This is a genomic window from Corynebacterium sp. HS2168-gen11 (assembly GCF_024834075.1).
Lineage (GTDB): Bacteria > Actinomycetota > Actinomycetes > Mycobacteriales > Mycobacteriaceae > Corynebacterium.
In genome coordinates this window covers 1-15028 of sequence record NZ_JANUXR010000015.1, presented here as the reverse complement: position 1 = coordinate 15028, position 15028 = coordinate 1, and the positions used below count along the sequence as shown (strand labels likewise).

Sequence of the window (15028 nt, the reverse complement as noted above, 5' to 3'; positions counted from 1 at the left end):
TCTTCGGTCATTGTAAAACTGAAATGTATCATGGTGAACACTACGCCAGCGTTGAGCAGTTTTCTCAAGCCGTTGACGACTACATCGTGTGGTACAACTACGAACGTTTACAACAGCGTTTCAAGGGTCTGACTTCGATGCAATATCGGAATCAGGCCCTTGGGAACAAAGTCGCTTAGAATTACACCAGTCCAACTTTTGGGGGTTGGTTCAATTAGTATTGATCCTTCGACGTTGTCAAGTAATGTGCTGTTGGCACGAATGGTCTAACTGACACGGTATTTTAGCGTGTACTGAAGTAAATCTCGCAGGCCATGAATAAATACTTCAGAAAAGAAAACACACATAAATAAGGCAAGAGTGAGTGAGAGAAGCTCAAACACGGTAGTATACAGACTATTCAGAATAGTATGTAGTGTCACTGACAATACAATTTTTTACAATTAACGGAGCAATATAATGATTGAATCTGAAGATCCAAGTACCAGATCAGATTTTAAAACAGAAGCTGCAGTTAAGCTTGCAGAAATTTTGCCAGAAATCATTACCGACGGCAAAATCGATTTTGATACTCTCAAAATGATCATCAGCCCCGATATTGAAGAAAGTCGTGAGCGCTTTGGCCTTACCTGGCCAGGCAAAACACAAGCGATGCGCAGCGTAATGGCGTTACCCACAGCAACGTTGGCTCCAGATAAAGAAAACTCGCTGAATTGGGACACTACTCAGAATGTATTCATCGAAGGCGACAATCTTGAAGTGCTTAAGATTTTACAAAAACACTATTATGGAAAGATTAAGATAATTTACATCGATCCTCCTTATAACACGGGTAACGATTTTATCTATGCCGACGATTATTCCGATTCTATCGGAAACTATTTTGAGATAACCGGCCAAACTTCTGAAGGGCGAAAAATCTCTACCAATTCTGAGTCAACAGGTCGATTTCATTCAAACTGGTTGAACATGATGTATCCACGTTTAAAGATTGCACGCAATCTATTGGCTGAAGATGGTGTAATTTGCATTTCAATTGATGATTCAGAACAAGCAAGACTTCGTGAAATGTGCGATGAAATCTTTGGTGAGAATTCCTATGTCAGTACATTTATTATTGACAAGACCGCGCAGGGGGCAAATCAAAGTCTGACTTTCAAACAACAACATGAGTATATGTTGATGTATGTTCGCCAGTCTGCTAGTGCTCTGAACTCAGATATTCAAACCGAAATTGACGACAAAAAATATAAGTTCAGTGACTCACGCGGTTTGTATGCAATCACAAACTCGTTTGATTCAATCAATTCCCCATTGAGCGCCAATCGAAATCGTGGTTATACGATTTACTACAACGAACAGTCTGGAGATGCAATCGTTCGTGATGAGTACGATCGAGATACAGATACGTTTGGTGATGTTGATCAAGAGCTTGTTCGCGCAGGATTCGAACCAATTCGCCCAGGTATTCGCAATGGAATTCAGTATCCTTGGAATTGGACATCGTCACGATTTCTTGAGGAATACAAATCTGAACTCGTAATTAAGCGTAATCGTGAAGGAAAGTTAGCCATTTACCATAAGAATCGAGCTACTGGCCTGGTTAAAGATACTACGCTGAAGAAATTTGATACTAGAAAAAGTGGAAGTCAACTAGTTGCAGACCTGCTCGGGGGTAAATATTTTGATTATCCTAAATCTATCGAAATGTTGCAATGGGTCTTGACAAAACACAATGATAAAGAAGGACTGATTCTTGATTTCTTCGCGGGGTCAGGTACCACCGCACATGCTGTGATGAAGTTAAATGCTACAGATGGTGGAAATCGTCGTTGTATTTCAGTACAGTTGCCCGAACCTACGCCGAAAGAGTCGGCTGCTAGAGAAGCAGGGTTTAAGACTATCGCTGACATTTCACGTGAACGTATCCGTCGTGCGAGTATGCAGATTCTCGAAGATGAAGCTAGTAAGTTGGATGGACGAACGATTCCTTTGGATGTTGGTTTCCGCGCGTACAAGCTCTCAGGTACAAATTTTGCAAAGTGGAAGGCTGATTCAAATTTTTCAGGAGAAGAATTGGTTGGGTTGTTTGAGAACCTAACTGCGTCAACAAACGATGATGCTCGTTTAGAGGCCCTGCTTACTGAGATATTGTTAGAGCTTGCTTTCTCCTTGTCGGAAAAAATAGAGACAATCAAGATTTCCGGTCTCTCCGTGTTTAGTGTGGCTGATGGGCTTGTTCTTGCTTATCTGGATTCGCACACCACTCCCACGTTGGATCAATTGCGGGAGATAGTCGCGCGAGAACCAGAGCGTTTGGTTATCTTAGAGGACATTTTTGCGGGTGACGATGAGCTAAAGACCAATCTGGTACAGGAGTGTCGCCGTTACAATGTTGATTTGTGGACGAAGTAGAGCGAGGTTGTAGGATGCGTTTTCAATTTGATTCACATCAGCCTTACCAGATCAGTGCAATTGAAGCGGTCACGGACTTGTTCGATCAGCAACCTGCCGATGCTGATCAGCTTCTAACTAAGCTTGAGTATTTCAATGCGCGCCACTCTTTAGAGTTTTCCGGTTCTGACAATGACATGCTTGACGTTGTGGTTCAGCTCGGAGTATATGGCAATAATCTCGTTCTGGATGAAGATGCGATCCTTAACAATCTGCGTCGTATTCAGGACCGAAATGGCCTGGATATTAGTGAAGGTCTTGTTGACGGACTGCAGTTCGATATTGAGATGGAAACCGGAACAGGTAAGACGTATGTCTACCTACGTACCGCGTTTGAACTTGCAGCGAAGTACCACTTCAACAAGTTCATCATTCTTGTACCTTCAGTCGCTATCCGAGAAGGTTTGAAGACCAGTATTGATCTGATGCGAGAGCATTTTCGGCACCTTTATCCGCAAATCAATATGGATGCCATAGTCTATTCGGGTGAACGTGCTGAGCAGGTACGTGATTTCGCTACTGCCACCTCGTTGCAGTTCATGGTGATGACGATTGATTCGATTCGTGGAGACAAGAATACTCGTATCATTCATCAGCAACGTGACAACCTTTCTGGTTTACGACCGTTAGATTACTTGCAGGCGACAAGGCCGATTGTAATTATGGATGAGCCACAAAACATGGAATCCATGCTTGCACAGTCTGCTGTAGCTGATCTGAATCCCCTGTGTACGCTGCGGTATTCGGCGACTCACCGCACCACTCGTAACGTGGTTTACCGGCTTGATCCTCTTGATGCTCACCGCCTTGAGCTGGTGAAGAAGATCGTTGTCTCAGATGCTCTCGAACTAGGTAGCGCTGCAAAACCGTATGTGAAGCTTCTTGAGGTCAAACGTGACCCTAGTTTCAAAGCGAGCTTGGAATTAATTTGCCGCAAGAAGGACGGCTCATACGTCAAGCGCAAGGTGAATGCTACACAAGGCGCTGATTTAGAACGTCTCTCAGGCGGAAATCCTGCTTATCAGGGTAACTGGCGGATCAACGAAATTAGTATTAACCCTGAGCAGATTGAACTTATGAATTATGGGTATCTGCGCGTGGGCGAAGAAATCGGCGGAAACCAGGACGCGGTATTCCGTGAGATGATACGCGAGACCATCCGGGAACATATCCGTAAAGAAACCCAGGTTCACGAGCGTGGTATTAAGGTGTTGTCGTTGTTTTTCATCGACAAGGTCGTCTCTTATCTTGGCGAGGGTATCAATAATCTTGATGCGGACGGGCCGTTCGCTCAAGCTTTCGACGCAATCTATGTTGAAGAACGTGCGAAGAACGAAGCCTCACACATGTTTTTACCCGCCGATCCGGTAGAAGCCCGTTCCGGTTATTTTGCTCAAATGAAGCGAGGTAAAGGTAAGAATGCTCAGATCACGTTCAAAGACTCGTCAGGTAAGACGAAAGCTGACGATGATGCCTATGAGCTGATTATGAAGGACAAGGAGCGCCTATTAGATATCAACGAGCCGATCCGATTTATCTTCTCGCATTCGGCACTTCGTGAGGGGTGGGATAACCCAAACGTGTTCCAAATTTGTACGCTGCGCGACATGGTATCTGAGACGGAACGGCGACAGACAATTGGTCGTGGTTTGCGTTTGCCGGTTGATCAGAATGGTGAGCGTATCAAGGATGGCTCTACAGCCCAGCTGACGGTGGTTGCTAATGAGTCATACAAGGCGTTTGCTGCCGCATTGCAAGATGAGTATAAGGCTGCTGGTGTGGCGATCGGTTTTGTTCGCAAGACCGAGTTTGCGGCTCTACCTGTTGTTGACGAAGATGGTAAAGAATCTCGGCTCGGAACGAAACGTTCTGGACAGATCTGGGATTGCCTATTTGAGCGTGGCTATATTAATGCGGTCGGTGAAGTGTTGGGAACGTGGGTTCCAGATCAGCTTGGTTTTACTATTGGACTACCTAACGAATTCGCAGGTTATGAAGATGAAGTCATTCGCATCGTTGATGGATGCAAGATTGAAGCCTTGGTTAAGCCTAAACGTAAGCGTGTGACTCGGACTTTGAATAAGCAGGTCTATGCTACCTCGGAGTTTGAAGAATTTTGGGAGAAAATCACCGCCCGTACATCCTATAGGGTTTCACTTGATCGCGTTGACCTCATCCAGCGTAGCATTGCAAGTATCAAGCAAGCCCCGCCTATTGATCCGATCCGTATCCAGGTGACTCGAACTGGGCTTGAGATTACCCGCGGAGGCTCGAAAAACGCAGAACTTGGTTCGCGTTCGGTGGTGTTAACGGATTCATACCCGTTGCCGGACATTATCAGTCAGCTTCAAGAAACTACTTCGCTGACGAGGAAGACGATCGTCGATATCTTGCTTGGCTCTGATCGAATTGATGAATTTCTTACTAACCCGAATGATTTCATCAAGATGATTACTGAGCGTATTGAGACCGAGCTTGCCCACACCCTCATTGAAGGAATTCAATATGAACCTATCGGGGGCAGTATCTATGAGCTTCGTGAGCTCCAAGCCGACGGGCTGCTTGAAAAGGATCGGTTCATTGATCAGCTATACAAGGTGACCAACAAGGAAAAAACTGACTTTGACTACCTTGTGCTAGATTCAGCGGTAGAACGACAGTTCGCTCAGTACCTAGATGGGCGTGAAGACATTAAGTTGTTTATGAAACTGCCTGACAAGTTCCGTATCCCTACACCTGTTGGTGACTACAATCCGGACTGGGCGATCATCAAGATTGAAGACGGCATCGAGCGCTTGTATCTGGTGCGGGAAACGAAATCGAGCCACGATCCGATGAAACGTCGTCCGTCCGAAAATGCGAAGATTGCCGCCGCGATCAAGCACTTCGAAGCTATCGGGATCAACTACGCGGTGAGTGCTCCTGACCGTTGGGAAATCTAGAAGGAAGATACACATTGCGACGTTTCAGTGACTACTAAGCCAAGTTTTATATTCACGAACTGAACTGCTCATATGCTTCTGATCACGTTGGAAAGCTTGCCGGTTTGTTGTTCAGTACACTTGATCCAGCATCATATTAAATTGATGTTGCCTTGCTCGCTTTACAGCCTCCGTTTACGAACAGGATAAATTTGGCTGATAAAGTGAGGCTGGGTAAAACGATCGAAGCAGATATCGGCTTAGCCAATATTGGGAACAACGCAACCGTCCATCTTGATCATTTCTCCATTCTTGCTTCGACAGTGGTGGAAACAGGAATTCGATGAGAAGTTTGTTCTCTCTCCCTTGCACTGTTCGATCAGTCGAATATTGATGAGCGGACTGGACTTGGTACAGAGGATTCGATCATGATCTTTTCTTACGAGTTTGCTAATTCTTAAACCACGAGATGGTCCGTCATGGATCTTGTGTTGTGTGATGAAGTCCATCAGCTGCGGTTAGACTGAACGAAGCAGACAAAATCGCTGCGAATTTCCCGTATTTGCCATGTGGTGACCAAAACGATCATGCTCACGGCATCGCCGATGTAGCACCGGCTCGATGGACTCTATAATCTGGTTAGTGTGTTTGCCTAGGATTATTTTTTATTTGCTTGGTATATTCAAAAAACGTTATGTTGATAATCCTAGTTGAGTGAGTAACGACGACCTTGCCGTGCGCGGCGTCAAGATCGTTAAACGTACGTTACGCAAAGAGGCAAACAGGTATATCCGTTTCGTCGTTTGGTTTCCAACGCGAATCCATAGAAACACCTTAATTTGAGTGCGGTGTTTCCACGATCACTTAAACTTAAGCTACTGTTGTCAAACAAATTACGCAACAGGAGTGAACATAATTTTGAAGATTGCTTACTGGAAGTCACTGCTCCAGAAGCACACGCATGCATTATTAACTACGAGGAAGAACTGATTCGACGATTTGGAGCTGAGTTTACGCTCGGGAGCGATCTTAAAATTCCAATTTTTATCCACGCGCTACAGCCGGCTGAATACGATTAGATGATGGAGAAGCGACGGGGTATACCTCAGGCGACTCTAAATTACATCACAGAGTTTATGGAAAGTCTACCAAAGGAAATTTTCAGTGATGAAAATTTTTTTATCGTTTAGCACTGATACCAGTGAAGGGTCCTAAAACCGAAGCAGACGTGGCTTTAACTTTCATTAATCTTAACGACTTAAGTGAAGAGGAAAACTTGAGTTTATGGGTAAAGAAGGCAGTGTTATTATTGCCGAGAAGTTTCGCAACGTCGTTCACGGTGATGAGATGCTGCCGAAAGTGATCTCCATGAAAGTGGAAGAACGTATTCGGTTTAAATTCGCCCTTAATGACTTCATCAAACTTAGGAAAAATAGGAAATCGGTCCAGCCAGACCCGGAGACAAAATGGCCTTGCCTAAGTCTGAAAATTTTTGCCTATACTCCCCAGCATTTGAGCAATTTGTGTACACGCCAAAATTATTGGAGAGGATGGCGAACGCACTGGACACAGAAGAGACATATGGCGAGATTCTGGGCAAAAACCATGCTCGAAGGTGGGCGAATTAGCAATACTGAACAGTTTGGTGTCATAAGCATTTTCTTGGCATCATACTTCACTTCGTTGCGTACAGGACCGGTTCTAATTGTGCTTCGAGCAGAAACTCAATATGAAGAAGTTGTGAAGGTAGCCGAGCAAATACGTAAATGGCGAAAAGAAAATCCAGCGGCGCGTATTGGCATTTTGGTGCGCTCAAAGCATCTCGTGAATCAAATCATCGCTGGCATGGAAAGCCACGACATTGATGTCACGCAACATGCAACTGTGAAAGCTGCAGATGATACCAAAGTGCGAGTATTAACTATGCACAACGCTAAAGGTCTGGAGTTTAATTATGTGGTACTCATGGGAGTCTCGAAAGATGCTGTGCCACAACGGTATGTGCTTGCCGGAGCGCAAGGTAATGATTTACGAGAAGGACTCCTCAGAAACGTGCATTGCTGTATGTGGCAGCATCACGTGCCCGAGATGCCTTAATGATTACGACGGTAGGAACGCAAAGCGAATTCCTGCCGAAAGATCGCTAACGCCAGCTGCCAGCGACGCCGCCATGAGACGATGAGGTTGATTGGCGGCGTCGCTACGCTTATGGCGCGCCTGGACCCTATTAAGGAAATTGGCATCGGGAGGTGTGGCGTTGAGGATGCGGCTCTGAACGGCACGTCTAGGCGCTGGGCAGCTTCAGGTTGGACAGCGTTTCGCGGCGCCGGGTTGCGCGCACATGCACTGCTCCCCTGCTCGCCAAACTCGGCCTATGTTTTGAGCCGCCGTGCGCTGTTACCGCGCTGTTACTGCCCTGTTACCGCGCATATTATTGCCGCGAGTGCAAAGTTTTATGCCGTAAAGATCGCGTTTGTTGCTGCATCACTGGAGTGTGTTAATGAAAACGGCTACAACTCTGGATGGGGTGATGGGATGGTCAGTTCCGGCTGAAACTATTGGAAAACGTTACTGCTTTTAAGGAAATTCAGCATTTTCGACACCGCTCGACTTCAGGGGGGGGGAGGGGGTAAATGAAAATTATTAAAAATAAGGAACGCTGTTTTTTCCATAGATAACGCTATTACCTGCATATTTTCAATAACGTTTTGCTAAAAAGTCGTTTGCTTATTCGTGGTATGAAAATCCCTCCACAGCCATCTTGGGTGCTAAAGATTAAAAATCTTAAGTTTCGATGCTATGGTTTTATTTTGCAATATAAATTGTGCGAAACTGGCGCTTCTTGAAAATGGTTTCGCAAGAGTTAGGAAACTAAATGTCTAAAAATAAGAACAATTGGATGAAAAATATTTTCACTCCAACTGTGGCTGTAGTAAGCGCTACGGCAATGATGTCAGGCATGGTGACACCAGCTGCAAACGCCCTCATTCCGGGTAGCGTTGTTGTCACGCCTGATGCAACTGAAGAAAATGGCCAGAACTTTGGATCTACGAACAGTGAGCTCACCTGGGTATCACCTACCGTAGTCAAGGGCCACCCGAAAGCTAATATCACTCAGGGTGATCAGAGTGCTCCTGAGAACTACTTTGCAGACACTCATCGTGACTTCACGATCGAGTTTTTGCCAAATGATGCAGGCCAGCAGGTCGGTACGTTCCTAAATGATACCTATTCAGGTGGTCATGATGATCGCGGCGCAAAGTGGCTTATCTATTCCAATAATGGAAACGTTCCTCACTACGCAGATCAGGATAACTGTGCTACCGAAAACCTGGAGCAAAAGGTTCCAGCAGTCGGCGATGTTATTCACTGTAAGTCCCCTATTAAGGGCCGCATTCACTTTAATGAGCCAGTATGGCAACCAATTGTGAACTTCAGCCAGCTCTCCGGTGGCGCCACGGTCGAAGCTCTGAAAGACGGCCAGTTCTTCTATCGCACGTTCCATGATTTCCGTATCACCAAGATTGATGGAACAGCGTACAACAAGAATAATGATCCACGTGATGTGAAGTTCCACCTTGGTGGATATGATCACCGCTCATATGCAGCGAAATCTGACGCTGGTCTTGATATTTTGATGCGTGATGATTTCCCAGTTGCTCCTTCTGACGCAAGCGGCGACTTCCTTCAGTCTCGTACTGCTGGTGGCGGCGTAGAAGGATTCAACGGTTGGGGTACTGGTATGGGTTACCGTATCCCTGGTTGGGTCCAAGACATTGAATTTGAATTGCTCCCAACCAAAGTAGTTGAGCGCGATCCAGATAAGGGCACTTTCGTAAATACTGGTCAGCAGCGTATCGATGTTGACCACACTGCATCTGACCTCGAAGTCAAAAAGACTGTGAATGAGGCAGTTGCTGAACGCGGTCAGCAGTTGGAATGGACCGTGAAGGTTCGTCGCGTTGGCGGTTCTGCAAACCGCGGTTATGTTCTTAAAGACATCATTCCTGACTACATCGTTCCTGGCTCTGTGAAGCTCAAGGGTGAGCCACAGCTGGTGAACCTCCCAGATGCAAAGTCCATTGACATTACAGACGATCAAATCTTGATCAAGCGCGTCGAGCCTAACTATGAGATCGTTGCAACCGAAGGTCCAAATGGTGCGTTGCAGTCACGTATTACCACGACTTCAACCAACCAGCTGCGCAACCCTGCCGTGATCTTGGCAGGCGATGACGTTGATGTTTACACCTTCGTGGGTGATATTGATCCTCAACTGTTCGCAAATGCAGATGTCAACATTGTGAACAAAGCTGTTGTTTCCGGTAACGAAGTTGACGTTAACCAACAGAACAACCAATCCGAGGCCGTCACCGTCGTCAAGCCAATTGATCCGACTGCTGCGCGCACCGTTGCGTTGCAAGGCGTGCCACAGTCTTCCGATGAGAAGGATTCACCAGTTGGTGCTCTTACCGATGCAGGTAAGACCGCTGCTGAGATGTTCCCGAAGCGTAACCTCAATGGTGCAACCTATGCATTAAAGACGGCTCCAACTGCCAATGGCACCTATACCATTGATGAAACTTCCGGCAAGGTAACGTTTACCCCGAATGCTGATTTTGCGGGTAATGCTGAGCCAGCTGTTGTGGAAGTTACGACTGCTGATGGCGTCAAGGCGACTGCTGAATACCATCCAGTTGTGGTTCCTAAGCTGGAAGATCTTGCTAAGGCTGGCGAAATTTCTCAGCCTGTCACTGTTGCGCTTGATCCAAAGAACAAGGACATTGATCCTGCGACTGTTAAGCTTGTCGATCCTGCTACTGGCGATCCAGTGACCGGTCCATTGACTGTTGATGGTCAAGGTGAATGGTCTGTGGAGCCAGACGGTTCGATCAAGTTCACGCCAGCTGCTGGCTTCGAGGGTAACCCAACCCCAGTGAAGTACATCGGCAACACCAAAGATGGCGTCAACGGCGAAAAGGGTCTTTCCGAAGGCACCGTGACCGTCACCTATGCCGGTGTAAAGAAAGCTGCGACCGTTGCGTTGCAGGGTACACCACAGTCTTCCGATGAAAAGACCTCTCCTGTTGGAACTCAGACTGATGCTGGTAAGACCGCTGCTGAGATGTTCCCAGGCCATGATCTCAATGGTGCAACCTATGCGTTGAAGAACGCTGCTGCTGATGGCACGGTTACCGTTGCTGGCAAGGGCAAGTATTCCATCGATGAAAAGTCCGGCAAGGTCACCTTCACCCCTGAGGACAATTTCGCTGGTACGCCTGATCCTGTCGAGGTTGAACTCACCCGCGATGGTGCTGCGCAGGCAACTGCTGAATACCAGCCTGTTGTGGTTCCGAAGTTGGAAGATATTTCCAAGACTGGCGAGCTCGAGCAGCCTGTGACTGTTCCGCTTGATCCAAAGAACAAGGACATCGATCCTACTACCGTGAAGCTTGTTGATGCTGACGGCAATCCTGTTGATGGTCCTTTGACCACCGATGATGGTGTCTGGTCTGTTGAAGCTGACGGCTCAATCAAGTTCACTCCTAACGATGATTTCAAGGCAAGCGGTAAGCTCGCACCTGCTCCAGTGAAGTACATCGGCAACACCAAAGATGGCGTCAACGGTGAAAAGGGCCTTTCTGAAGGCACCGTGACCGTGAAGTATGCCGGTGTGAAGAAGGCTGAAACCGTTGCGTTGCAGGGTACACCACAGTCTTCCGATGAAAAGACCTCTCCTGTCGGCGACAAGCTTGATGCTGGTAAGACCGCTGCTGAGATGTTCCCAGGCCATGATCTCAATGGTGCAACCTATACGTTGAAGGATGCTGCTGACGATGGCACGGTTACCGTCGCTGGTCAGGGCAAGTATTCTATCGACGAAAAGTCCGGCAAGGTCACCTTCACCCCTGAAGATAATTTCGCAGGCACACCAACTCCTGCTGGTGTAGAGCTGACGACTGCTGCTGGTGGCGTTGTAACTGCTGAATACCAGCCAGTTGTGGTTCCAAAGCTTGCTGATCTTACCAAGACCGGCGAGCTCGAGCAGCCTGTAACGGTTGAGCTTGATCCAAAGAACAAGGACATCGACCCTGCTTCCGTGAAGCTTGTCGACGCTGATGGCAATCGTGTTGAAACACTCACCGTTGATGGCGAAGGCGTATGGACCGTGAACCCAGCGAATGGTGAAATCACGTTCACTCCTTCCGATGAATTCAAGGCAAGTGGCAAGCTTACGCCTGCTCCAGTGAAGTACATTGGTGATACCAAGGATGCTGTGACTGGTGTAGTTGGTAAGTCTGAAGGCACTGTCACCGTGAAGTACGCAGGTGCGAAGAACGCAACGACTGTCGGCTTGATTGGTGTAGAGCAAAAGTCCTCTGATCAAGATGCAATGAAGTTCTTCGAGAACACCGATAAGGAAGTTGCTGATCAGGGTAAGCTCCCAAGTGAGATGTTCCCTGGTGTTGAAGCTCCAACGTATGCGTTGGCTACCACCGATGCTGTCGATGCTCAGGGTAATCCTGCTGGTACGTTTAAGATTGCAGACAATGGTGTTGTGACCTTCACACCAAAGGTTGGTTTTGCAGGTCAAGTTGCTCCAGTTGAGATCACGGCAACTTCCGGTGGCAAGGATTATGTCGCAACCTATGCTCCGTTGGTTGTTCCTGTTGTAGAAAATCTTTCTGCTCAGGGTACCGCTGGTAAACCTGTCACCATTCCAGTAGATGTGACTGATAAGGGCATTGATCCTGCTTCGCTGAAGCTTGTGGATCCTAAGACTGGTCAGCCTGTTGATGGTGACTTAGTTGTTCCTGGTGAAGGTACTTGGAGCGTCGTCGATGGTGCATTCAAGTTCACCCCTGAAAATGATACGTTCGCTGGTCCTGTCACCGATGTGAAGTATGTTGCAACCGCACCGGATGGTACGAAGGTTGCTGCGCCTGCGACGATCCATGTTGATTATGTTGCAGCAAAGCATGCTGACACCATCGATGTTAAGGGTAAAGTTCAGCATTCTACCGATGCTGATGCTGATGATCATCCATTGCTGCCAGGTGAAATGTTTGCTGGTGCGGTCAGCCCTGTCTTCTCGTTGAAGATTGGTGATAAGACCGTTAATGCAAATGAGCCACTTGAAGTTACTCGTGAGATTGCTCCTGGTGTCACTGCTACTGCAACCTATCAGGTTGGTGCTAATGGTGTTGTGACCTTTACCCCAGATGATAAGTTTGTGGGTAAGGCTGATGTTGTAACTGTTGTTGCAACAACTGCTGCTGGTGTGCTTGAGGGTTCCTATCAGGCAATTGTCAAGCCTGCGCTTGAAGATGTAACTGTTGCTGGTGAGCCTGGTCAGCCTGTTGAGTTGCCGTTTGATCCTGCAACTGGTGTTGATCCAAAGACCCTGCGTTTCGGTGGTGACTCAACCAATCCTGAACTTGAAAAGATTGTTCCAGGTGAAGGTAAGTGGAGCGTTGATCCTGCTACTGGCACCGTAACCTTTGAACCAGAACCTGGTTTCACCAAGGCTCCAACTCCTGTTGAGTATTTTGGTGAGTCAAGTGATGGTGTTGAGGCTGTTCCTGGCACATTGACTGTCACTGTTGCTGATAAGCCTGCTGCTGGCGTGGATTCCAAGACCTTTGGTTTGATCAACAAGCCACAGAAGTCTTCTGACAAGCACACTGCTACTGACGATGTTCCTGCTGATGAGGGTAAGACTCCTGCAGAAATGTTCCCAGTAGTAGAGACGCTTGCTGCTGATAAGACCAAGGAATTTAAGCTTGTTGGTGCTGACGCTGATGGTAAGGTTGTTATTCCTGGTCAGGGCGAGTACAAGGTTGATGCTGATGGTGTTGTGACCTTTACGCCTGAGAAGGGTTTTGTTGGCGTGGCTGATCCTGCAACTGTGACGTTGCTGGTGAAGAAGGGTGACGCTGTAGTTGGTACCTATACTGCAATGTATACACCTGAGGTAGTACGTCCAAAGGATCCGTTTGCGGATGTTGATAACGCGACTGCCGGTGTAGATGCGAAGACCTATGGCGACAAGGGTGCTAATCAGACTTCTGCTGATAAGGACGCTGCTACTGGCACAGTCCCAGCGGATGAAGGTAAGACTCCTGCTGAGATGTTCCCAGGTTTGACGGGTACCGATAAGGTATTCAAGCTTGTTGGTGCAGACGCTGAGGGTAAGGTTAAGATTCCTGGTCAGGGTACGTACACGGTTGATGCTGATGGTGTTGTGACCTTTGATCCTGAAGATGAGTTTGTTGGTACGCCAACTCCGGTTGTAGTGCTTGCAAATGATTCTGATGGCGTGCTGTATAAGGCTACGTATACTCCAGTTGTGGTTCCTGTGATTCCTTCGCAGGAAAAGACCGGCGAGCCTGGCGAGCCTGTAACTACGGATGATCCTTTCAAGGGTATTCCTGGTGTGGATCCTGAGAGCATTGGTTTTGTTGATCCGAAGGATCCAACCGCTGATCCTAAGAAGGAGCTGAAGGTTCCTGGTGAGGGTGTCTGGACGATCACTCCTGAAGGTAAGGTAACCTTTACTCCTGAGGATGGTTTCACCAAGACTCCTACTCCAGTAAATGTCGGTGGCAAGGGCGAAGGCGATATTCCTGTCAAGCCTGGTACGGTAACAATTACTGTTACTGACAAGCCTGCTGCTGGTGAAGATGCAAAGACCTTCGGTTTGGTTGATACGCCACAGAAGTCTTCTGACAAGGATGCTGCTACCGCAAATGTTCCTGCTGATGAGGGTAAGACTCCTGAAGAGATGTTCCCGAAGCTTGCTGCTATTAAGGAAGCTGGCAAGAAGGTTGCATTCACAGTTTCCGGTGGTAATCCTGCACAAGGTGAATACACGATCAATGGTAAAGGCGTTGTAACCTTTACTCCTGAGAAGGGTTTTGTTGGCACTGCTGATCCTGCAACTGTGACGTTGACAGTTTCTGTGGATGGTGCTGTCACTGGTACGTATGCTGCGACCTACACACCTGAAGTGATTCCTGTAAAGGATCCGTTCGCAGATCCTGATACGGCTGTCGCTGGTGAAAATGCAAAGACCTATGGTGACAAGGGTGCTAATCAGACTTCTGCTGATAAGGACGCTGCTACTGGCACAGTCCCAGCGGATGAAGGTAAGACTCCTGCTGAGATGTTCCCAGGTTTGACGGGTACCGATAAGGTATTCAAGCTTGTTGGTGCAGACGCTGAGGGTAAGGTTAAGATTCCTGGTCAGGGTACGTACACGGTTGATGCTAATGGTGTTGTGACCTTTGATCCTGAAGATGAGTTTGTTGGTACGCCAACTCCTGTTGAGGTTCTCGCAAATGATGACAATGGTCAGCTGTATAAGGCTACGTATACTCCAGTTGTGGTTCCTGTGATTCCTTCGCAGGAAAAGACTGGTGAGCCTGGCGAGCCTGTGACTACGGATGATCCTTTCAAGGATATTCCTGGTGTGGTTCCTGAGAGCATTGGTTTTGTTGATCCGAAGGATCCAACTGCTGATCCTAAGAAGGAGCTGAAGGTTCCTGGTGAGGGTGTTTGGACGATTGATCCTGACGGCAAGGTAACCTTTACTCCTGAGGATGGTTTCACTAAGACTCCTACTCCAGTAAATGTTGGTGGTAAGGGCGAAG

General features: G+C 47.4%; 6 protein-coding genes and 1 pseudogene. All 7 read left to right on the top strand.

Translation table 11 applies throughout. The features are described from left to right. Nucleotides 1–179: integrase core domain-containing protein (locus NXS99_RS09060; protein WP_259288355.1), on the top strand; the 179-nt coding region annotated here is incomplete at its 5' end. 280 nt (nucleotides 180–459) lie between these two features. Then, nucleotides 460–2415, top strand: coding sequence for a site-specific DNA-methyltransferase (locus tag NXS99_RS09055; RefSeq protein ID WP_259288353.1), 1956 nt, complete (start codon nucleotides 460–462; stop codon nucleotides 2413–2415). Continuing rightward, nucleotides 2403–5396, top strand: a complete 2994-nt coding sequence (locus NXS99_RS09050) for a DEAD/DEAH box helicase family protein (RefSeq protein ID WP_310593311.1) — start codon at nucleotides 2403–2405, stop codon at nucleotides 5394–5396. The genes NXS99_RS09055 and NXS99_RS09050 overlap by 13 nt, the downstream gene beginning before the upstream one ends. A gap of 827 nt (nucleotides 5397–6223) precedes the next feature. After that, nucleotides 6224–6454, top strand: coding sequence for a DUF3644 domain-containing protein (locus NXS99_RS09210; RefSeq protein ID WP_396124853.1), 231 nt, complete (start codon nucleotides 6224–6226; stop codon nucleotides 6452–6454). A 205-nt stretch (nucleotides 6455–6659) separates the two neighbouring features. Continuing rightward, the gene (locus tag NXS99_RS09045) at nucleotides 6660–7472 is read left to right on the top strand and encodes a 3'-5' exonuclease (RefSeq protein WP_259288352.1); all 813 of its coding nucleotides are present in this window, start codon (nucleotides 6660–6662) and stop codon (nucleotides 7470–7472) included. 81 nt (nucleotides 7473–7553) lie between these two features. Further along, nucleotides 7554–7928 carry a hypothetical protein gene (locus NXS99_RS09040; RefSeq protein WP_259288351.1) on the top strand — a complete coding sequence of 125 codons (375 nt, stop codon included), beginning with the start codon at nucleotides 7554–7556 and terminating at the stop codon, nucleotides 7926–7928. A 322-nt stretch (nucleotides 7929–8250) separates the two neighbouring features. Next, a pseudogene (locus tag NXS99_RS09035) lies at nucleotides 8251–15028 on the top strand (Ig-like domain-containing protein); the annotation flags it as partial.

Bases quoted from the DNA above. Each gene is read 5' to 3' on its own strand.
- NXS99_RS09055 (WP_259288353.1), top strand. From the start codon at position 460: ATGATTGAATCTGAAGATCCAAGTACCAGATCAGATTTTAAAACAGAA.
- NXS99_RS09045 (WP_259288352.1), top strand. From the start codon at position 6,660: ATGGGTAAAGAAGGCAGTGTTATTATTGCCGAGAAGTTTCGCAACGTC.
- NXS99_RS09040 (WP_259288351.1), top strand. From the start codon at position 7,554: ATGAGGTTGATTGGCGGCGTCGCTACGCTTATGGCGCGCCTGGACCCT.